This is a genomic window from Maricurvus nonylphenolicus (assembly GCF_042854845.1).
Lineage (GTDB): Bacteria > Pseudomonadota > Gammaproteobacteria > Pseudomonadales > Cellvibrionaceae > Maricurvus > Maricurvus nonylphenolicus.
The window spans coordinates 1,864,030-1,884,976 of sequence record NZ_AP031498.1 but is presented as its reverse complement, the minus strand read 5'-3'; the positions used below and the strand labels follow the sequence as shown (position 1 = coordinate 1,884,976).

13 protein-coding genes are annotated in these 20,947 nt (G+C 47.9%); 5 read left to right on the top strand and 8 right to left on the bottom strand.

Going from position 1 to position 20,947, the window contains the following annotated elements; all coding sequences use genetic code 11:
* The first annotated feature begins 84 nt into the window (after positions 1–84).
* Both ACGHZ6_RS08065 and ACGHZ6_RS08060 read left to right on the top strand, forming a co-directional pair.
* A complete protein-coding gene (locus ACGHZ6_RS08065) occupies positions 85–3,945 on the top strand; it encodes a CHASE3 domain-containing protein (RefSeq protein ID WP_390618320.1) in 3,861 nt (1,286 codons plus the stop codon).
* Positions 3,828–5,108: a response regulator gene (locus tag ACGHZ6_RS08060; RefSeq protein ID WP_390618319.1), complete on the top strand. Its 1,281-nt coding sequence runs from the start codon at positions 3,828–3,830 to the stop codon at positions 5,106–5,108. The genes ACGHZ6_RS08065 and ACGHZ6_RS08060 overlap by 118 nt, the downstream gene beginning before the upstream one ends.
* On the opposite strand, the gene gltX is transcribed toward ACGHZ6_RS08060, so the two are convergent.
* The 8 genes from gltX to ACGHZ6_RS08020 form a co-directional block, all read right to left on the bottom strand.
* The gene (gene gltX, locus ACGHZ6_RS08055; RefSeq protein WP_390618318.1) at positions 5,105–6,592 is read right to left on the bottom strand and encodes a glutamate--tRNA ligase; all 1,488 of its coding nucleotides are present in this window, start codon (positions 6,590–6,592) and stop codon (positions 5,105–5,107) included. The genes ACGHZ6_RS08060 and gltX overlap by 4 nt on opposite strands.
* A 238-nt stretch (positions 6,593–6,830) precedes the next feature.
* The gene (locus ACGHZ6_RS08050; protein WP_390618317.1) at positions 6,831–8,258 is read right to left on the bottom strand and encodes a mannose-1-phosphate guanylyltransferase/mannose-6-phosphate isomerase; all 1,428 of its coding nucleotides are present in this window, start codon (positions 8,256–8,258) and stop codon (positions 6,831–6,833) included.
* A gap of 77 nt (positions 8,259–8,335) precedes the next feature.
* Positions 8,336–9,754 (bottom strand): nucleotide sugar dehydrogenase, encoded by a 1,419-nt coding sequence (locus ACGHZ6_RS08045; protein WP_390618316.1) that lies wholly within the window; start codon positions 9,752–9,754, stop codon positions 8,336–8,338.
* 267 nt (positions 9,755–10,021) lie between these two features.
* Entirely contained in the window at positions 10,022–11,158 is a 1,137-nt protein-coding gene (locus ACGHZ6_RS08040) for a hypothetical protein (RefSeq protein ID WP_390618315.1), read from the bottom strand.
* Complete coding sequence (locus tag ACGHZ6_RS08035) at positions 11,155–12,177, bottom strand: alginate O-acetyltransferase AlgX-related protein (protein WP_390618314.1); 1,023 nt, start codon at positions 12,175–12,177, stop codon at positions 11,155–11,157. The genes ACGHZ6_RS08040 and ACGHZ6_RS08035 overlap by 4 nt, the downstream gene beginning before the upstream one ends.
* A 34-nt stretch (positions 12,178–12,211) precedes the next feature.
* The gene (locus ACGHZ6_RS08030; protein WP_390618313.1) at positions 12,212–12,844 is read right to left on the bottom strand and encodes an alginate O-acetyltransferase AlgF; all 633 of its coding nucleotides are present in this window, start codon (positions 12,842–12,844) and stop codon (positions 12,212–12,214) included.
* Positions 12,845–12,863: 19 nt separating this feature from the next.
* On the bottom strand, positions 12,864–14,018 hold the full coding sequence (locus ACGHZ6_RS08025; protein WP_390618312.1) for an alginate O-acetyltransferase AlgX-related protein: 1,155 nt from the start codon (positions 14,016–14,018) through the stop codon (positions 12,864–12,866).
* A 21-nt stretch (positions 14,019–14,039) separates the two neighbouring features.
* A complete protein-coding gene (locus ACGHZ6_RS08020; RefSeq protein ID WP_390618311.1) occupies positions 14,040–15,464 on the bottom strand; it encodes an MBOAT family O-acyltransferase in 1,425 nt (474 codons plus the stop codon).
* Between the two features lie 376 nt (positions 15,465–15,840).
* Here ACGHZ6_RS08020 and ACGHZ6_RS08015 point away from each other — a divergent pair, with 376 nt between their 5' ends.
* From ACGHZ6_RS08015 to ACGHZ6_RS08005, 3 genes are all read left to right on the top strand, one after another.
* A complete protein-coding gene (locus ACGHZ6_RS08015; protein WP_390618310.1) occupies positions 15,841–17,235 on the top strand; it encodes a hypothetical protein in 1,395 nt (464 codons plus the stop codon).
* A complete protein-coding gene (locus ACGHZ6_RS08010) occupies positions 17,232–18,851 on the top strand; it encodes a glycosyltransferase (protein ID WP_390618309.1) in 1,620 nt (539 codons plus the stop codon). Before ACGHZ6_RS08015 ends, ACGHZ6_RS08010 begins: the two co-directional genes overlap by 4 nt.
* Positions 18,852–18,920: 69 nt before the next feature.
* Positions 18,921–20,918 (top strand): DUF4114 domain-containing protein, encoded by a 1,998-nt coding sequence (locus tag ACGHZ6_RS08005; protein ID WP_390618308.1) that lies wholly within the window; start codon positions 18,921–18,923, stop codon positions 20,916–20,918.
* Positions 20,919–20,947: the final 29 nt, after the last annotated feature.

The window sequence follows — 20,947 nt, the reverse complement described above, 5'->3', positions numbered from 1 at the left end:
CACAATAAACCATGCTTTTTATAGGGTTTTCTCAACTGATTTCGAGTCTATTTGCGTTTAATTGCTATTGTAAGCATCACTATTATGAAAACCCCTGCTCAGCTCTTAAAGCAATTTACGATTACTCAAAAGATAATTGCTGGCTTCGCTATCCCCGTTGCCCTTACCAGCTTGTTGGCCATCACGGTTTACCTCAATGCTAAGTCACTGATTGAAACCAACAAATGGGTCGAACATACACATCAAGTTATTGCTCAAGGGCACTTACTGGAAAAACTGCTTCTCGAAATGGAAACTGGCGAGAAAGGTTTTTTAATTACCGGCAAGGAGAGTTTTCTTGTCCCTTTTAATAAAGCAAGGCAAGAGTGGCAACGCGAAATCGAAAAAACCAAAACTCTGGTGAGTGACAACCCGCCCCAAGTTGAAAAGCTTATCGAGATCAATAATAACGCAGAAGTCTGGCTGCAAGCCGCTGCCACCCCTGAAATTAACCAGCGTCGCAAGGTAACAACCTCAAGCATCAGTATCGATCACATTGAAACCTTGCTGGAGAATAAGACCGGTAAAAATATTCTGGACGCCATTCGTCAGACAGCCACAGAACTGGACAAAAAATTTATTGCTGCCAACAACCAGGAAGCCTCAATGATTCTGGCCTCGGTGATGAAGGACGTTGTAGAACAGGAAACCGGGGAGCGAGGCTTTTTGATCACCGGGGATGAAGACTTCCTTGCCCCCTACCACCTTGGCAAAGATCAGTTTAACCGTCATATAGGCCTACTGAAATCCATCATCTTAAACTCCCCCAGTAAAACAACCGTCAACGCTACCCTTGAAACGCTGGAAAATCTGTCCGAGCAATGGCTCGACGAAGTGGCTACACCAGAGATTGAGATGCGCCGACAAACCTATCTGGGAGGCTCTGACGCGAGCAGCATAGAAAATATTGAAGCGATATTCGCCCAGGGAAAAGGCAAGTTCATCCTCGATGAGATGCGCAGAAACTTCGACAGGTTATTGAACATCTATAAAAAAGCCGATAATGAGCAGGCTCAAACCCTGGTGATTTCCCTGGCCAAATCCATGGTAGACCAGGAGACCGGCCAACGTGGTTTCCTGATTACAGGCCAAGAGCCGTTTCTCGAGCCCTTTCATATTGGCCAGGTTGAATTTAAGAAAAAATTGCAATCCCTTAAGGCAATGGCAAATGATTCGTACGACCCGCTACAGACACTTACTGAAGTTGAGCGTATAGAAACACTTATGAACGACTGGGAGAAAGACGCTGCCCAGAAAGAGATTGAAGACCGTAGAGCCATTAACGAGACCGGACTTTCCCCCCTTGAACAAATTCAAAAACTTATTGCACCGGAAGAATCTGACCGCCATATTCAAGAAATCAAAGCCCAGCTTGACGTACTTAAAGACAATATCCCAAGCACCAGACGGATAGTTTTAACACAAAAAATCGACACCCTGAATCTTAGCATCAGACAACAACAAGTCCACTACAGCCAGTTCCTTAGCACTGGCCAATCCAGTCAACTTGAGAAGTTGATTAATGAGCAACATACCACCCACAAGTTAGTTATTGACATAGCGGCGTCCTATGGACCGGAAACCCAACCCCTTATCGACCAATTAATTACACGCATTGCCACATGGCAAAGAGACTTTATCACCTTAAACTTGAGCAAAGTATCTCAGACCAAGAAGAGCCGGGATTCTTCTCTCGCACAAATCCAGCAGGTTTTACAGGAAGGTAAAGGTAAAAAACTCTTGGATGAGGCCAGGCAATTAATCGATGAAATTAACAGAGATTTCATTAAGGCCAGAAACGTTAAAGGTTCTCACACGGCGATCAATATCTCCAAATACCTGGTCGACCAAGAGACTGGCGAACGGGGTTTCATCATCACTGGAGATGAGACCTTCCTTGAACCTTACAACGAAGGAGAAAAGAATCTCCGGCTAGGCATCGCTGAACTGCAAAATATTGCCAAGCAGGCGTTTAACGTTGAAGAAAGCCTACAACAATTAGACAACCTGGAAGCACTGGTCAACACCTGGTTAACCGAATCTGCTGAACCTGAAATAGCACTAAGAAAGGAGGTAAACGAAGGTAAGTCTTCTTTCCAGGATATTATTAACACCCTCTCATCTGGCCTGGGTAAAAGTATTCTCGACAAGATTCGCTACTTTCAATCCAGCCTTAACCAAACCTTTAGTAACGCACAAAACCAGAGCGCCCAACGTCTTATTGCCGAATTGGAGAAAGACATCGTCGACATGGAGACTGGTAAGCGTGGATTTTTGCTGTCAGGTAAACCCGAGTTTCTACAGCCATATGTGATAGGCAAAGCAGATATAGCAATGCACTTCGAGCAGTTAAGACAGCTCATAAAACAGGGTTACGACACTGAAGTCATGCTCGATAAGATAGAAAAGCTAAGAAAAAAAGCACAACAATGGAAGAATGAGGCTGGAGAACCTGAAATCCTCCTTCGCCGACAACTGGATCTATCCGGTGCCACCATGGCAGACGTGACACGCTTGATTGAGACTGAACGCGGGAAAAACCTTATTGAAACTATTCAGTCACAGATTAAAGCGTTTATCGAAGTTGAGCATCAGCTGATCAATATACGTTCCCGTGAAGCAGAAGCTGCCGCACAAGTAACACTGTACCAAACAGTTATCGGAGCCATCACCACCATTTTGGCTGTTGTTATAGCCGGGTTTTACCTGCTGAAAACCATTCTAAACTCCTTACTTAAACTGAATGAAGGTACACAGCGGGTTGCCGACGGAGATTTCTCCCAGAGCATTGAAATCGAGAGCAATGATGAAATTGGTAAATTGGCCGACGCCTTCAATCAGATGACGTTGAATTTGAAAGATTCGACCGAAAGTATGAATGCGTCCAACGCGATGTTAGAGGAACAAAAAGAACTGCTGACCCAGCAAAAACGTGAAATTCAACTAACCAATCAGGATTTAATTCAAACACAAAAAGAGCTAGAACAAAAAGCCTATGATCTTGAGAAATCAAGTCAGTATAAATCAGACTTCCTGGCCACTATGAGCCACGAAATTCGCACTCCCATTAATGGTGTACTCGGCATGCTGGGGCTACTGATAAAATCAGATATGAATCATGAGCAACACAGAAAAGCAAAAATCGCTTATACAAGCGCACAATCACTGCTTAACATCATTAATGATATTCTCGATTTCTCTAAAGTTGATGCTGGTAAGCTGGAACTTGAAATTATTGATTTCAATCTCCAAAGCCTGATGGAAGAACTTATCGAGAGCATGGCACTGCGCGCCCAGGAAAAAGGCATAGAGATTATTCTTAATATTATTGAAGTCAAGCAAACCATGGTGAAAGGCGACCCTGGTAGGGTACGCCAGATACTCACTAACCTGATTAGTAACGCCTTGAAGTTCACTCACGAAGGTGAAATTGTTATCACCGCCAATCTGAAAGCACTGGACAACGAAAAACTACATCTAACCTGCAAAGTCACCGATACGGGCATAGGTATTCCAGCCGACAAACAACACAGACTGTTTAATACCTTCACCCAAGTCGATGCATCAACTACCAGGAAATATGGCGGCACCGGCCTGGGTCTTTCCATCGTCAAAAAACTCTGCAATTTGATGAATGGTGATATACATGTGTCCAGTGCCCCTGATCAAGGTAGCAGCTTTACCTTTACCATTGATCTCGAAAAGAGCCAACAAATCCCCCCCCCCGAAAACCACCAACCAACATATCAAATCTTAAACTGTTGCTGGTTGATGATAACGATACCAATTTGGAAGTTATCAGCACTCAACTTGAGCAGTGGGGATGCGATGTCACTCAAGCTAAATCTGCCTCAGAAGCACTGGCTATTTGTCAGCGGCGCAGCAACGACTGCCAGGACGAGATAGATGCAAACTGGGCTCCCTTTGATATAGGTCTACTGGATTACAGTATGCCCGATATGGATGGCGCAGAGCTGGGCCAGGAACTGAAAGCTAACCCCCGCTTTCGCAATATAAAGCTAATTATGATGACCTCCTTTAATACACGAGGAGATGCACAGTACTTTTCCGATCTGGGTTTTGATGGCTATTTCCCTAAACCCGCCACACCTTCAGACTTACATGATGCTCTAGCTGTGGTCGCCCATGGGGGCTCAACGCTGGATCAGGCCAAACCCCTGGTTACCCGACACTTTGTTCGCAGCCTCGATGCCACCAAACAACCAACGACGCTAGACTGGCCTGAATCCCAACGAATACTTTTGGTGGAAGACAATCAAGTCAACCAGCAGGTAGCCAAGGAAATCCTCCACGATATCAATCTGGATGCGGATATTGCCGGTAACGGCATAGAAGCGCTACACGCTCTGAAGCACGCTGAAGGTAGTGATGTCTACTCTCTGGTATTAATGGACTGCCAAATGCCGGAAATGGATGGCTACGAAGCGACAAAAAATATCAGGGCGGGCAAAGCAGGTGATCACAATCGCAACATAACGATTATCGCCATGACTGCAAATGCCATGGCCGGAGACAAAGAACACTGCCTGGACGCAGGCATGGATGACTACATCAGTAAACCAATAGACACGGCCTTGCTGGAAGAGGTTCTCGCCAAATGGTTAACACCGGTTTCACCTAATCCTGTGCCCAAAAAAACAGACCCCTTCACAACGCCCGTAGAAACAAGCCGCAAGCTAAAACAACCCAAAAAGCCGGTATGGGATCAGCATTCTGTGTTACGTCGTGTTAACAATAAACCTGAGCGAGTCGCCAAGTTAGCGTCTTTATATATTCAGGACATGCCAGCCCGGTTAGACGAGTTAAAGGCCTTTATTGCCAGCAATAATTTCGAAGAAACACTCAATACAGCCCATGCCATTAAAGGTGTCGCCGGAAATTTGAGTGCGATGGCATTGCAGGATTTGGCAGAACAACTAGAAGAAGCCGCAAGAGATGAGGACAAGCGGTTATTGGTTAATTTGTCTAACGCGGTAACCTCTTGTCACCATCAGCTGGTGGGCGAGCTTGAGCGTTTTACAAGCTCGCCCCGGGATGATGCGGTTTAACCTAAAGAAGCGTAAGCTTTTTCCAGCTTCTTCAGCTGCTTTTTACCCAGCTCACCCACTTTCACATTCAAGGCATGACGCAAACGCGCACGGCTCATATCTGGGCCCAACAACACCATGGAATCAAATACCGAGAAGGATGCAGTAGTACCAGCAATCGCAATAAACAGTGGTGCCAGGAAGTCCTTCATCTTAATATCCAATTGCCCTGCCAGTTCTTTCAGTGTGTTGAAAATCTCATCGCGCTCCCAGGTACGCAGCGCTTCCAAGCGCCACAGGGCAAACTGCAGGGTTTGTTTGAGCTGCTCTTCGTCCAGTTTAATCTCGGCAAAGCTGTCTTCAGTCAGAGGTAATTGACCGGCCGCCAGGAAAGCCGACAGCGGCGCAAAGTCGCTGAGGGTATTCATACGCGTTTGTGCCAACGGCAGTACCTTTAACAGGTTGTCACGGTTCAGCGCCCAGTCTTGCAGACGGTCAGCCAACTGATCAACATTCAGGTCTTCACGAATCCACAGGCCGTTCAACCAGGACAGTTTTTCCACATCAAAGATAGGGCCGCCCAGAGATACACGCTGCACATCGAAGTTATCGATCATCTGTTGCAGGCTGAACTTCTCGCTTTCATCCGGCATGGACCAGCCCATACGGCCCAGGTAGTTCACTACCGCCTCAGGCAGGAAGCCCATACGCTGGTAGTACAGAATTGAAGTTGGGTTCTTGCGCTTACTCAGTTTGGACTTATCCGGGTTACGCAGCAGTGGTAGGTGGCACAGTTGCGGCATATCCCAACCGAAGTATTCGTACAGCAGCTTGTGCTTGGGCGCGGAGTTAATCCACTCTTCACCACGCAGTACGTGGGTAATGCCCATCAGGTGGTCATCGACAACGTTGGCCAGGTGATAGGTAGGCATACCGTCAGACTTGAGCAGAATTTGAGCATCCACTTGGCCCCAATCCAGCTCGATAGTGCCACGCAGCATATCGTCTACCGGGCATGGGCCCTCGCCTTCCGGTACATTCATACGCACCACATAAGGCATACCCGCTTCTTTGCGTTTGGTCACTTCCTCATCAGACAGCTTCAGCTCGCTGGGCTTCAGGGCGGTAAAACCACCAGCGGCGCGACGTGCTTCACGCAGTTCATCCAGTTCTTCCGGGGTGCGGTAGCAGTGGAAGGCATGGCCTTTGTCCACCAGCTCCTGGCAGTATTTCGCGTAGATATCGGCACGCTCGCTTTGGCGGTATGAGCCAAAGTCACCGCCCTTGTCCGGACCTTCATCCCAATCCAGGCCTAACCAGCGCAGGCTGTCGAGAATGGCCTGTTCGGATTCCGGGGTGGAACGAGCCTGATCGGTATCCTCAATACGCAGGATAAACTGGCCGCCGTGCTGACGGGCAAAACACAGGTTAAACAGGGCAATGTAGGCAGTACCTACGTGGGGATCACCGGTCGGTGACGGCGCAATACGGGTGCGAACGGTCATAGGATAGCTATCTCAGAATCCAGGGTTGTCGAGGGGACTACAGATCTCTGCTGTAGCCGCAAAGGCGGGGATTATACGCCGTTCTGGGGCGTTCAAACAGCTCTGTGACAGGGGAAAAGCCCCATAAAAAGATGCCCAACAGCACTTTGGGCGAGTAAGTACTGTTGGGCCAGGGTGGATCATGTCCCCGAGTCTGAATGAATTCGCCACACCATCGGGGTAAGCATGGCAAATAAGGTTATGCGCGGTTGTACTGGTCCTCGAAGCGGACAATATCGTCTTCCCCCAGATAGGCTCCAGATTGCACCTCAATCAGTTCCAAGGGCACCTTGCCCGGATTCTCCAAACAGTGGGTTTCACCGATAGGGATATAAACCGATTCGTTTTCACTCACCAGTTGCGAAACATTGCCACGGGTTACATTGGCGGTACCAGACACCACAATCCAATGCTCAGCGCGGTGGTGATGCATTTGCAATGAAAGCCTCTCGCCCGGGCGCACGGTGATGTGCTTAACCTGAAAACGCTCCCCACTATCAATGGAGTCAAACTTACCCCAGGGGCGGTGCACCTGACGGTGCAGTGCGTGCTCCGAGCGCTGCTGTGATTTCAACTGCTCCGTAACCAGTTTTACTGATTGCATATGATCTTTATGGGCCACCAGTACCGCATCGCTGGTTTCTACCACCACCAGATCCTCTACGCCAACCAGGGATACCAAGCGGTTATTGGCTTTAATCAGGTTGTTGTGACTCTCCAGCGCCATGGCATCACCAAGAATGGCATTGTGATTGCCATCTTTTTCGGAGATTTCCCAAAGACTGTTCCAGGAACCCAGATCGGTCCAGCCACAATCCACCGGCACCACCGCAGCGCGGCAAGTGCTTTCCATGACGGCAATATCAACTGGCAGAGATGGGCACTCGCTAAACAGAGCTTCATCAAGATAGACAAAATCTTCCTGATTTTTTTGCGCTTTGCTGACTTCCAGACAACAGTTGTAAATCTCTGGCTGGTATAACTCCAGTTCGTGCAAGAACGCTGAAGCCCGGAACATAAACATGCCGCTATTCCACAGATAGTTTTCGCTGTTGAACAGCTCATCAGCGGTTTGCTGATCTGGTTTCTCAATAAAACGCTCAATGACATAACTGTGCTCATCCAGCGATGCGCCCGGTTCGATATAACCGTAACCGGTTTCCGCACAGGTTGGCTTAATACCAAAGGTCACCAATACACCTTTGGTGGCCATGGCGGCCGCTTGCATGGCGGAGCTTACAAACGCAGCCTGATCCTGAATAACATGGTCTGCCGCTACCACAAACAGTAGTGGGTCATCTCCTTGTGCCATAGCGTTAAGTGCTGCCAGGGCAATTGCGGGAGCGGTGTTCTTGCCACAAGGTTCCAGCAAAATTCGTTTTGCAGAATAACCCTGGGTGCGCATTTGTTCTGCGACCAGAAAGCGGTGATCCTGATTGCACACCAGAATGCCTGGTTGGCTAAGAAACTCCAGGCGCTGTAGCGTTTTTTGTAGCAATGATGCATCGCCAGTCAAATTGAGAAACTGCTTGGGGTACTGGGTTCGTGACATTGGCCACATACGGGTACCACTACCGCCACACAGTACGACAGGAACAATGGCATCGTTATTCAGTTTTAAAGTCATGATTATTTCCTCGCCCGAAATAAAGTTTATATATGCCGCGGTACGCCAATATTGGCGTACCGTGTTGTTCAGCATGCTTACCAGCAAATGCCTTGATAGTTTTCACCCGCAACTACGGAGTTGGTTACACGCACCAGATCAATAATTTTCACATCATCGGATGCTTGCTTAATCATTTGTTGGGTATAAGGCGCATTGTGCGTCAGCAACAGGGCTTCTGAATCTTCCAGTAAGCTGTCAGCAAACAGGGTGTGACACGCTTGTAGCTTGGCATTCATCTCCGGATCTTTATCCAGACAGGTGAAACGCTGCACACAAGGGTCGTAGAAACTTACGTCATAGCCACATTCCAGTAGCGCTTTCATTAACGCGATAGCTGGGCTTTCACGCAAATCATCGGTTCCGGCTTTGAAGGTCAATCCCATAATACCAATGCGTTTTACACCCAGTTCAGAGACCATATCCATTGCATGCTGGATGTGCTCCTGGTTGGAATCATTGATATGTTCAATCACTGGCAGATCGAGGTTGAGGGATTTGGCCAAGTGAGAAATACCGCGGGTGTCTTTTGGCAGACAGGAGCCACCAAACGCAAAGCCCGGCTTGAGGTAGTAAGGAGAGATATTTAATTTGGTATCTTTTAAGAAGATATCCATCACTTCGTGACTATCTACACCTACGGCTTTACACAAACGACCAATCTCATTACCAAAGCTGACTTTCAGTGCATGCCATGTATTGTCGACGTATTTAACAAATTCAGCCGCTTCCAGGTTAGTGCATACCACTTCACCGGACACACCCGCATATAAACGTTGTACAGCGCGAATACTGGCAGCGTCATAACCGCCAATGACGGTTTTTGGTGGATGGTAGAAATCATCAACGGCGGTACTTTCGCGCAGAAATTCCGGATTGAAAGCCACACCAAAATCTTCGCCCACTTTTTTGCCGGATACCGATTCAATAATGGGAATCATGACATCGCGGGTTGTACGAGGCGGTACGGTGCTGCGATAAACAAATACGTGGTAGTCTTGTTTCTGACGCAGGGCTTCACCCATTTGCTCTGCGGCTTGCTTCAAATACGTCAGGTCACAGGCGCCTTCGGCATCACTTGGCGTACAAATGCTTACCAGCGTAATTTCAGTTTCCTGAATGGCCTGCTGGGTATAGGTCGTGGCAAAAAAGCGCTTGCGGCTGCGAGCATCACTCAGTAGTTCATCCAAACCTTCCTCAACAATTGGTGACTTGCCACTATTCAAAACGGCCACTTTTTGCTGATCAGGATCGACACCAATCACTTCGTGACCCAGACGACAGAAGCAAGCCGACGATACGGCACCTACATAACCCAGGCCCATAATGCTAATACGCAGCTTGCGATGTTCACGCTTCTTGGGCAGTTCAACCACATTGGTTGCTTCTGGCTCAGGTAGCACGAACTCAAATTCGGTAAAGTGTTTCTTTTCGTTGAGTAATTTGTTGCTGTACATGATTTCACCCTTCGTAAAATTTGATAACCCACAGTGGTTATTTCAGGTATCGTGCCAGCCTCGCAAAATTTATTTTTTCCTTTAATTTCAACTACTTACAAAAACTCAGTCAATATCTGCTCAAACCCGCCTTTACCCGCTTTGCAAATTGCAAAGCAATCTGCGATTGCTATTTGCACTTGGCGACAGCCCCAGCTAACCCCGTATAAACAAAAAATCCCACGCCAGGGACGTGGGATTTCAGGAGGCTTCTGCTGCAGTTGATTGTCAGAACTGATAATGAAGCCCGGTGGCCATGATCTGACGATCATAGGTAAAGTAATCATCGGAGTTATCTTCCCACTCCCCCGTAGCCCGCAGCTGCCAGCGCAAAGGGTTACCATCGATATTGATCAATGGGTAGGAATAGATCACCTCGCTGAATACCCCCTCACGTAAACGCCCGGAGTTTCCTGTTTCAGACTCAGGCGGTCTGGCTGAATCCTCCAGATAATCACGACTGTAGAGATTGGTACGCCAACTCAAGAGGCCACCATGATCGAAGGCATAGTTACCGGAAAACTCCAGTTTCTGATAATTCAGGTCACGATATCCGTCAGCATTATCTCTGGCGAAATAGCCATTGAGATACACCTTGATATCCAGACGTTTGGAGATGTTGCGTTTATACAGTATGCCGTAGCCCTGCATGGTGAGCTCAACTTCATCACCTTCGATATTTCTGCCGTCCAGATTGTCATTCATCAATTCGTCATAGTAACGAACCTTGTGATACACAAAGGCACGCACATAACTGCCATTACCCGTTTTATAGCGAAAGCTTGGTTGCAGATTCACTTCGGTATAATCGAGGCTTTCAATATCTAGATCGCTATAATCTTCCTGATAGTCACGCCGAGTAACGTAACTGTGTAAAGACAGTGACTTTTGTCGATCAAAGCGGTAAATAAATTCGCCGGCCATTTTCAGTGAATCGTAATTAAAACGGTCTTCAAGTGAATCCCCACTACTGGTTTCTGCAACCTGGCGTTGGCTTTGACTGAAATAGGTTTTACGTTCGCTACGCATATCGCCAGTCACCAAAAAGTTGGCTGTACGCTTGCCGATTTTAAAGCGATTGGCCCAACGTATACGGCCATCAAAACGGTGATTGTCTGCTGCGGTACTGCCACCTTCATAAAAGTAACTGTCGAGGCGCAGACTGTATTTAAGCTTCTGCTGTTGCTCTAATACCTTCTCGCCATTGTGCTTGATCTGGGCACGGGTAAATTGAGCACCGGAGTCAGGCGAAGATATTTTATGCGGGTTGGAATCATAACCCCATTCCACAACGGTTTCGGTTGCATGACTTGTCGCGCCCAACGCAATCAGGGGCACTGCGAGAAATGTGGATAACGTGTTCATGATTCCTCCTTAAGCAACTGCAACACTTGCTCATAAAATGCCATAGAACCCAGGGTGTAATAGCTTGGGATCTCCCATACCAAATACTTGGGGGGTTGCTGTTTAAATGCGTCACTGCGCAGAAATTGCATTAAAGAACCATCATATCCCCCGCCACTGACCGCTTCATTAGATACATCCAGATTGGTGTATTGACTCAGGAAACCGGAAAAGTTGTACCACAATTTTCCCTGACTGTTACTGGTACCAACCAGAACAATATCTGCAGCCTGTTCATCGCCAAATAAATCGGCCTCACCGGCCAGTGCGGTTTGATAAATTTTAAAAGACTCTTTCGGATAACGCGGTGTGGAATCACCGCTCTCACAAAGGATCTCAGCTGCCCGCTGCAAGCTTCCGTGATTGTTATCCTTGTCGATGTAGTGACTTAAGAACTGCTGTTTTTCCAGGTTTTCGTAGTCATGGGTACGCTGAATAGCACGAGCGGTATAGCGCGCAACGGCACGTGCTCCACGACTATTCCAATGATGATCACGCGCAAAAAACAGGGGTTTATCCACATCGGAGGCAACCAGCTTTTCCAGATCCGGGACGACAATACCCATACCCCGGAGCTGCTTTAAATACCGCTCATAAGCGCGGCGGCTACGGGAGAGGTTATAATCGATGTCTCCCAATGCCTGCGGATGCACCAATGCTCGCGTTGGAATCGGCACCATCACCAAGGTGGTTCCCTTGGCTTTTAAGGCCTGCTGCAACTCGCCAAGTTTTTGCATACCCGAACGGCCAGGACCAAATGTTAATCTCAGATCGTGATCTCTGAATAACCATCCGTCATCGCCTTGTTGCAGAGTCACAAAACTCTTAAGAAAGTCATTGTGGTAATTACCTACGTCAGTAGCGGCTTCGCATAAACGCGGATAGTTATCCTGCGTTTGTGCCTTTGCATACCCGGTCTGGGTACCGGCCAAGCCGATAACCAGGGACAGGATCGCTGCATGTGTTGATACGTTTTTCATGATTTCACCCTCCAAACTTCAACAATCTGAAAACTCAGTACATCGCCCAATGACTTTTCAGAGACTGTTCCTGTCCACAGATAAACAAACTGGACAGTACACGCGTCTGAAAAATAACCGGCGCAGAATCGTGCACACGTTGCTCGTCGGCATAAGCAGACAGCCCAATTTTGATAGGGTTAACCTGACGATATACCAACTGCCCCTTTGGTAACTCGCGAAACACCAAGCGACCACCTTCGCTGGTGCGCACCGAAATCGATTGATAATCGGAGAAGTTATAGACAGCTAATACACCTTTACGAGAGTGAGTCGCCTTGGGTTCTTTTAACAGCCAGATCTCCGCATCGGAAATTACCAGCGAATAGATACCGTCTTCTTCAAACTCACCGCTCCAACTGATATCGCCGATGGTTTGACTGTATTGTCCCGCAGGCAGATACAAAAACTCACTGGCCGAGCAATAGGACTGCGCTTGAATATTGCGATCACCCAGGCGCACGCTCATGGGCGTAGAAGACAGACTAATAACCCGAATAAAGGAAGAGCCTTTGGGTGCTTTATCATACAACGCGGCATCTTCTGCATTGGGCATCATGCAAACGGTTAACAACACCAACATAACGATCAGTTGAGTGTAAGAAATCATATTAAATGAACGGTTCATAACAGCCTCCAAAACACAACTATTGTTTACGATTAAAAGAAGCAAGGCGTTTGTCTGTATCGTCAAGCGGCTCAAGCAAACTTGCATACAGCGGCGAATAATCAAAAAGCATATAGCGTTCCGGAATCTCCCAAATCACCAGCTTTATAGCGTCTTTATCTAGATTCTCGGTATTTAAAAACTCAAGCATGGGAACCATGGGCCCCTCGCCTTCCATGGAAAGGTTTTCCACATCCATTGATAACGCTTGCTTTAGGGCACCGGCATAATTCCATTTGGGGTTTGCACTGTAACTGGTACCCACCAACGCAATTTCCACATTCGGTGCATCACCAAATAAATCATCCGCCGCTGTGGATTGAGCATACGTTGTCGTTATTGAGAGCATGTCCGGCTGCGGCATCAAACCTTCAAACCAGGGTGTTAATGGCAAGAAGTTCAACAAATCTCCTTGATGATTTTTCGCCGCCGAGATTTCGGTAATAAAGGGTTGGCGGTGCAGATGCATAGCACCAAATTCACGCTCAACCATGGCCGCCGTATTGACAGCGACTTGCTCTGCCCCCATAGGGGTCCAATGGGTATCGTTGCGCAAGAACTGCAACTCCGCCTGCCCATGTGAGGCCATCGCTTGCAGCCCATCAGCGACGACTATGCCTTGCTGATCAAGGGTCTCCAGCAATTGAGGATAAAGTGATCGCTGTAATAACGAAGGCTTGCGTTCAGCCAGTTTACTGGCCAATACACGCGCTTTTGTAGGAACCAGACTAACCACCAACGCTATTTGCTGACGCGCTAGTGCCTGTTTAGCCCAACCAACAAATGCCAGGTTTTGCTGCAGCGATTGTTCAGCCCCCGCAGTGGCGGTAAACTCTTCGCTGGAAAACAGCCAGCCGTCCTCACCGATAACCAACCCTGGACGGCCTTCGGAAAATACCGTGTAATCAATCGCTGACCAAAAGTTCACGCCAAGTGATTTAAGTGGAAAGTGATCATCGTAATCATCTTCCAGTGCTACCGTGATCTGTCCGGTAATCAGTTCCTCGAATTGGGCCTCATTGATCGCATCCGTCTTAAAATCCATTAAAGATCCCACCGAAAAGCCGGATATCAAGGCCGCAAAACTCACGCAGTAAAGTTGATCTAACAGTGGTTTTTTACAATTGTTATTCATCTTCATTTCCTCCAACCTCTGTTAAAACTGAAAGTACAGAAAAGCGCTGTAGCTCTGTGCAGAAAGCTTCAGAAGCGCGATAAAGAATAGGGGAATCAACAGAGCCGCATAGACACGAGGCATGACAATAAAGTCTTTACCCAACTCCTGAGCACGCTGCTGAAAACCGCGATAGACAATAAGCACCCAGGCCGCAGCCAGAATAGCCAGCTGAGAGTGACGAATGGTGGCGGCATACACTTCACTGATATACAGACTGGAGAAATCAAACATCGCTGCATACAGGGTCATGGCACTGGTGATAGTTTCCGCACGAAATACAACCCAACCCAACATCACCAGGAACAATGTCAGTACCCAGCGAGTGATCACAAAGCGGTCTCGCGCTGACTCTGCCGATACATTCAGGCCAACGGCTTTTTCAATGGCCAGCAAGCTACCGTGCCAAATACCCCAGACCAGGAAGGTCCAGTTAGCACCGTGCCAAAAGCCGCCCAGAATCATGGTTAACAGTAAGTTGCGATAGGTTTTGACTTTACCGTTGCGGTTGCCACCCAAAGGCACATACAGGTAGTCTCGCAACCAACTGGATAAACTGATATGCCAGCGGCGCCAGAACTCGGTGATTGATTGACTGATGTAGGGGTGTTTAAAGTTCTCCACAAACTTAAAGCCCATCATCAAGCCAAGACCAATAGCCATGTCGGCATAGCCTGAAAAATCAAAATACAACTGGGCGGTATAAGCCAATACCGTTACCCAGGTATCCAGCATGGTTGGATTTTCAAGTGCAAATCCGGCATTCACCAAAGGCGCAATGCTATCGGCAATAATGACCTTCTTAATGAAGCCCAGCATAAATCGCTGCACGCCTTCGGAAAATTTACTCACGCTATGGGTACGTGATTGAAACTGATGTGCGACATCTTTATAACGCAGCACTGGGCCTGCGATCAGTTGCGGGAACAAAGCAATGAATGCAGCAAAATCAATCAGATTGTGTGTGGCAGGCGTATCTTTACGGTAGACATCGATGATGTAACTGATCGCCTGAAAAATATAAAACGAGATACCAATCGGCAAAATAACCTGAGTGACTAACCAGGGGTCCATGCCCATTTGGTTAAACACAGCATTGACCGTAGCTACACCAAAGTTAACGTACTTGAAGTAACCCAACGTGGATAAATTCAGTACCACACCGAAGGTGACCCAGAACCTGGCGCTGCGCCTATTGTCCAGGCTCGCCTCAATACGCAGCCCTATCAGATAATTCCAGAGGGTAACGGCAACAAACAGCAGCAGAAAATCTACGCGCCACCAGGCATAGAAACAATAACTGCCAAATAGAATGATCCAGGAACGATAACGCTCCGGGGTTGCATAGTAAGCCGTCAAAAAGACGGGTAAAAAAACGAACAAAAAAACATTGCTTGAAAAAATCATGGTCGCCCACCTTTATAGATTTTTTTCAATTCATTAATAAATGCGAAATGTTTCGCCTACAGGGTAATGAGCAAGAGCTAAGCCAGCCGCCGCAAAAATCCGTTTTTCCCTTTTAAATCAGTAAGTTATCCGACACCCACAGGCATGCTCACGCCCCCGCCAGAGCGTTGTGCATTGCAATTTGCAGTCAATCAGGCAAATAGCTTTGCAAATTGCAAAAAAACGGCTGTGATCTGCAATTTCGAGGCTTTTGCACTGGCAGGAGCTCTCAAATCGCCCCCTAAAAACCCCATAACCCACTGATTAATAACAACTTTTCAATCAATGGCTTAGTTTTTGCCCCTTACCTGAAAAGCATGATCAGAAAGGGCGAATCATGAAAATCACTCGCGAAAAAGCATGTCAGCGACTACATCATCGGGTTCATACCCCGCTGCACTTGCAGATCGATGGCCGAGACTATGCGGCGCAAGACTGGAGTCTGGGAGGCTTCTGCGTAGCAGACTGGGACAGAGACATTACTGAGGTAAATTCCGGTAAGAGTCTTAGCTGCAAGTTTGAACTGCCATTCCAGGGCTTTGATATCGGTTTTGCCATTGATATTGAAGTTGTCCGTGTGGACGAAGAAAACCACACCATGGCAGCCAAGTTTGTGACCTTGGATGAACGTCAAACCGAACTGATGAGCCATTTCGTTGAACAGCTGGTTCGCGGTTCAATGACGCCTATTCAGGATACGATTTTACGGATTGATTCACCTGTGACGCCGGTATCTACCAAACCGGATCCAAGCCCAATGGAAGAAGTTCCTACGCAACGTTTGCCGGTGCGTTTAATCACCATGTCGCTGGTTTATCTTTTTATTGGCCTCGTGCTCTTCTCTCTGGCCACCATCACCGTTTATGACAACTTTTTGAGTCTGCGTGTGAACAGCGCTGTAACCAATGCACCGGTAGAGCCTATTGTCTCTCTGGTCGACGGCCGTATCCGCGACGTTAATATCGCAGTTGATGAACCTATCCTGGAAGGCCAAACCATGCTTTCCATTGAATCACCGGATTTAAAAAATCGTATCGATGAATCGAAAATCTTTGTTGAGCAGAAAAAACTGGAACTGGAAGCGTTACGTCAACGTCAGGTACTTGCTATTGAAACTTCAGGCTCTGCTGCCAGTAAAGAAGCACGCCTGTATCAGATCGATATTGATTTGGTACAAAAAGAAATCTCACTGGCCATGCAAAGCCTGGTTAACCTGTATGACTACCGGGATAACCTGTCCATTGTTTCCCCAGGCAAAGGCAAGCTGGTCAACCTCTATCGTCACAAAGGCGCTTTGGTCAAGCGTGGTGAAACCATTGCTGTCTTTGAGCGTAACCAAACGCCCAAAATACATGCGTTTTTAACCGTAGAAGAAGCCAGGCCGGTCACACTTAATTTGCCCGCACAAATTAAAATCACACATCACGATCAATTGTTTATGGGACGAGTGATTAAAATCAAGCCCGATGCTAACGGCTTGCTTAACCAAGCTGTCAGCTACCGTCCAGTGGATACATCGGGTCGAAACGTGTTGGTAGAAATTGAAGTTAATCGCTTGCCTGGCGATGTCAATTTCCGCTCTGGTTTACCCGTGGAAGTCGTGTTCCCGGTTACTCCGGTAAGCCGTGCCGTTACCCGCTTTATCGCTAAACGCCGCCAAGGTGAAATGGCTGAATTACAGCAGCTAACCAGCAGTGAATATTTGGATGCAACTGTGGGAGAAACCCTATGATCCCGCAAATGGTTACCTGGCCAGAAAAATCTGACATCCATAAAACCGTTAATTCAACCCGTGAATACAGTGCGTTAAAGAGCGGCGAGCGATACTACGACAAGCCGAAAAAGTGGAATTTACTGGTAAAAATACAAGTCGCTTTTTATCTGTGCAGTTGTTTTCTGTTGGTGATGTATATTCCTAATACCATATGGGACCCAGAACTTAAGGTGATCACTATCACCCTGGGAGGCTTGGGTATCTGGCGATATGCCTGGTGGTTTGTTCATGTTGTTCGCTCTGAAATTTACCAGCACTCGCGTTTTCCTAAAACCCGTGCTGCTGCCGAACAACGCTGGCAAGCCGGTTGGCGTCCACGTCATGCGCATTTCATGATGACTACCTTTATGGAACGCCGTGATACCACAGAACTGGTTATCCAGAGTATCTGCCGCGAAGTGCGTGAATCAGGTATTCCTACCACCCTATGGCTGGGTTCAGGCGATTCCTACGACGAAAATATCATGATGGATTATTTGCGTCAGCACGCCACGGACCTGCCCCTTGAGTTTGTCATGATTCGCCAAAACGTCCCCGGCAAGCGTATGGCTATTGGCCTGGTGCTGCGTGCCATGTCGCGCCGTGGTATTCACAAGGATGATCTGATTGTCTTTATGGATGGTGACGCGGTACTGGAACCCGGAATTCTGCGCCGCTGCTGCCCCTTGTTTGCCGCCGATGAAGAACTTCAAGCCGTAACCACTGATGAGGAAGTTATTTGTTACGGTCCCAAGTGGGTGCAATCCTGGCTGATTATGCGTTTTTCCCAGCGCCGTATTGCCATGCAATCCCATGCCATGTCCAACAAGGTATTAACCCTGACCGGACGTATGTCGGTGTTTCGCGCTAATCACCTCACCCAATACAAATTTATTCGCATGTTGGAAGCCGATCACCTGGAGCATTGGCTGTGGGGGAAATTCCGCTTTCTGTCAGGTGATGACAAAAGTACCTGGTACTACATGCTGACCCAGGACGCCAAGATGCTCTATGTGCCCGATGCACTGGTGTACACCATTGAAGAAGTAGAAGGATCCGGGTTTGAGCGTATGACGCAAAATTTCCGTCGCTGGTCAGGCAATATGCTGCGCAACGGTACCCGAGCCCTGCAATTAGGTCCCAACAAAATTGGCTACTTCATTTGGTGGTGCGTGATGGATCAACGTATAGCCATGTGGACCATGTTGGTTAGCCCCATTGTCGCGGTCAGTGCAACCATTATTAAAGACAGCACTTACATTGTGGCTTATCTGATTTGGATTGCAGTATCTCGCATGGCACTGTCTTTATTCCTGTTTCGTTACAGCTCAACAGTGCACATTGAGTGGCCTTTCATTTTGTATATCAATCAGCTGTTAAACGCGGCGGTAAAAGTTTACTGCCTGGCCCGTTTATCCAAGCAACGTTGGACTAACCGAGGTAACCAATCAGCCGGCTTGGGGGATTCGCTGGCTGATCGTTTACGTAACCTGATGGCTGCCTATATGACCGCTGTGTGGGTTACAGCGCTGATTCTATCGACACTGTTTTACACATCGCTGGTTACTCTTCCAAACTTCTCGTTTTATTTTTGATCCTTTTATTAATGAGTAATAGCAGCAATTTAACTGATGTAACTAAGTGGTAAATAAGAGGTAAACATTATGGCAAAAGCGATTCAAACCTTAATTGGTACGAACAATGACGATGTCCTCAATGGCGGTAACGCCAGTGAAGTGATCTCTGGTCGCGGCGGCGAGGATTTAATTACAGCCAACAGCGGTCACGATGAAGTCTGGGGCGGAACCGGGAATGATGTTCTTTACGGCAACAGAGGTAATGACATCCTTTACGGCGGTGGCGGCCCCAGTTTTGTCGATTTCTCCAACTTGATCGTTACTGAAAATTATGCCGGTCGTATCATTTTTGAAGGTGAAAGTGCCGGTTATCGTAACAGCCTGGGCAGTTATAAAATTGATAGCGAAGGTAACATCTACGATGTCACCATGCACTTTCCTAATGCCAGCCTGCAGGGCTCGGGTGGTGAACTGATCAGTGGTGTGAGTGAAAGCAGCCTGATATTAACCGCCGGCGAACAAGTGGGTTTCTTTATCATTGCCAACGGTTATAGCTATAACGGTGGCTATGCAGGTATGGATTTCGATACGGGCAGTCTGGCATTTCGTAACAGTGATGGTAGTCAGGCCAGCGAGACCAGTACCAACCCTGGCCTGTTGTTTACCGATGCTGACGGCAGTGAACAGCAACTGGTTTACCATCAGTACCACTCCAGTGCAGGCCCAACTCAAAACGAGTTTAATCTTAACCCCGATGGTATCGATCATACGGTGGGTTTACTGAATACCGACAAAGGTGAGATCACCCTGGGGTTTGAAGATCTGTTCAACGGTGGCGACCGGGATTTTGACGATACCGTTTTCACTCTCGACATAGGCAGTACCAATGCTCGTGGTCTTCTCTCTACCCCTCCCAGCCAGGGTGTGAGTACAAAACCCGATGATGACATTCTCTACGGTGGTACCGGTAATGACGAGCTCTACGGTCGCGCGGGAGATGATATTCACTACGGCAATAGTGGCCAGGATTTTATTTCTGGTGGCTCCGGTGATGATATCGCTTACGGCGGCAACGGTCAGGATGAAATTAAGGGTGGTTCAGGTAACGACAGTATATACGGTGATTCCGGTAACGATACCTTAAGTGGTGGCCTTGGCGATGATCATCTGGAAGGCGGTACCGGCAATGACACCCTGTCCGGCAATAGCGGCAACGATGCACTCTTTGGTGATAGTGGTACAGATACTCTGAAAGGAGGAAATGGCGATGACTCTCTCGACGGTGGTAGCGGCTCAGATACCCTGCAAGGTAACTCAGGTGATGACACACTTTTCGGACAAAGTGGTCACGACACTCTGCAAGGTGGCACTGGCAACGATAGTCTTGACGGTGGTACTGGCAATGATCATCTGTATGGTAACGCGGGAGATGACACGTTAATCGGCGGATCCGGTAATGACCACCTGATCGGTGCAAACGGTGCCGACATTCTTAACGGTGGAGCCGGTAATGACCAGCTTAATGGTGGCTCCGGTGATGATCTCTTCATCTCAGGTGCTGGCCGAGATCACATTGTTGGCGGTAGTGGTAATGACACGGTTGATTACTCTGCCCTGACGGAATCTATTCGTATCGACCTTCACGGTAAACGCACCACGGGTGGTGATTCCGACACATTGCACGCCGTAGAAAGTGCGATAGGTTCTGACTACAACGACTGGATGCGCGGCGATTTACGTGAAAACACACTGACCGGTGGTGATGGTAACGACACTATTCGTGGCCTTAAAGGCGCTGACACCCTGTCGGGCGGTGATGGTGCCGATATCTTCGTCTGGCGTACTTCCGATCTCAATGCGGTCGACAGCATCCTGGACTTCTCAGTTACGGATGATTGGCTGGACTTTGATTTCAACATTGATCAAAACCAGATTGCGGATTTCATCAGTGTGACGGAAACCGACGGCAATACATTGTTAGCGTTTGATATGGATGGCAGTGCAGAGACCTATTCTGCTGAAACGTTTGCCACGCTTTATCACGTGACTGATGTATCCCTCAGTGATTTTAACCTAATCGCTTAAGCTCAATTAAAGGTGATGATACAGGGGCG

Bases quoted from the DNA above. Each gene is read 5' to 3' on its own strand.
- ACGHZ6_RS08025 (WP_390618312.1), bottom strand. From the start codon at position 14,018: ATGAATAACAATTGTAAAAAACCACTGTTAGATCAACTTTACTGCGTG.
- gltX (WP_390618318.1), bottom strand. From the start codon at position 6,592: ATGACCGTTCGCACCCGTATTGCGCCGTCACCGACCGGTGATCCCCAC.
- ACGHZ6_RS08065 (WP_390618320.1), top strand. From the start codon at position 85: ATGAAAACCCCTGCTCAGCTCTTAAAGCAATTTACGATTACTCAAAAG.
- ACGHZ6_RS08005 (WP_390618308.1), top strand. From the start codon at position 18,921: ATGGCAAAAGCGATTCAAACCTTAATTGGTACGAACAATGACGATGTC.
- ACGHZ6_RS08020 (WP_390618311.1), bottom strand. From the start codon at position 15,464: ATGATTTTTTCAAGCAATGTTTTTTTGTTCGTTTTTTTACCCGTCTTT.
- ACGHZ6_RS08030 (WP_390618313.1), bottom strand. From the start codon at position 12,844: ATGAACCGTTCATTTAATATGATTTCTTACACTCAACTGATCGTTATG.
- ACGHZ6_RS08015 (WP_390618310.1), top strand. From the start codon at position 15,841: ATGAAAATCACTCGCGAAAAAGCATGTCAGCGACTACATCATCGGGTT.
- ACGHZ6_RS08010 (WP_390618309.1), top strand. From the start codon at position 17,232: ATGATCCCGCAAATGGTTACCTGGCCAGAAAAATCTGACATCCATAAA.
- ACGHZ6_RS08045 (WP_390618316.1), bottom strand. From the start codon at position 9,754: ATGTACAGCAACAAATTACTCAACGAAAAGAAACACTTTACCGAATTT.
- ACGHZ6_RS08050 (WP_390618317.1), bottom strand. From the start codon at position 8,258: ATGACTTTAAAACTGAATAACGATGCCATTGTTCCTGTCGTACTGTGT.
- ACGHZ6_RS08035 (WP_390618314.1), bottom strand. From the start codon at position 12,177: ATGAAAAACGTATCAACACATGCAGCGATCCTGTCCCTGGTTATCGGC.
- ACGHZ6_RS08040 (WP_390618315.1), bottom strand. From the start codon at position 11,158: ATGAACACGTTATCCACATTTCTCGCAGTGCCCCTGATTGCGTTGGGC.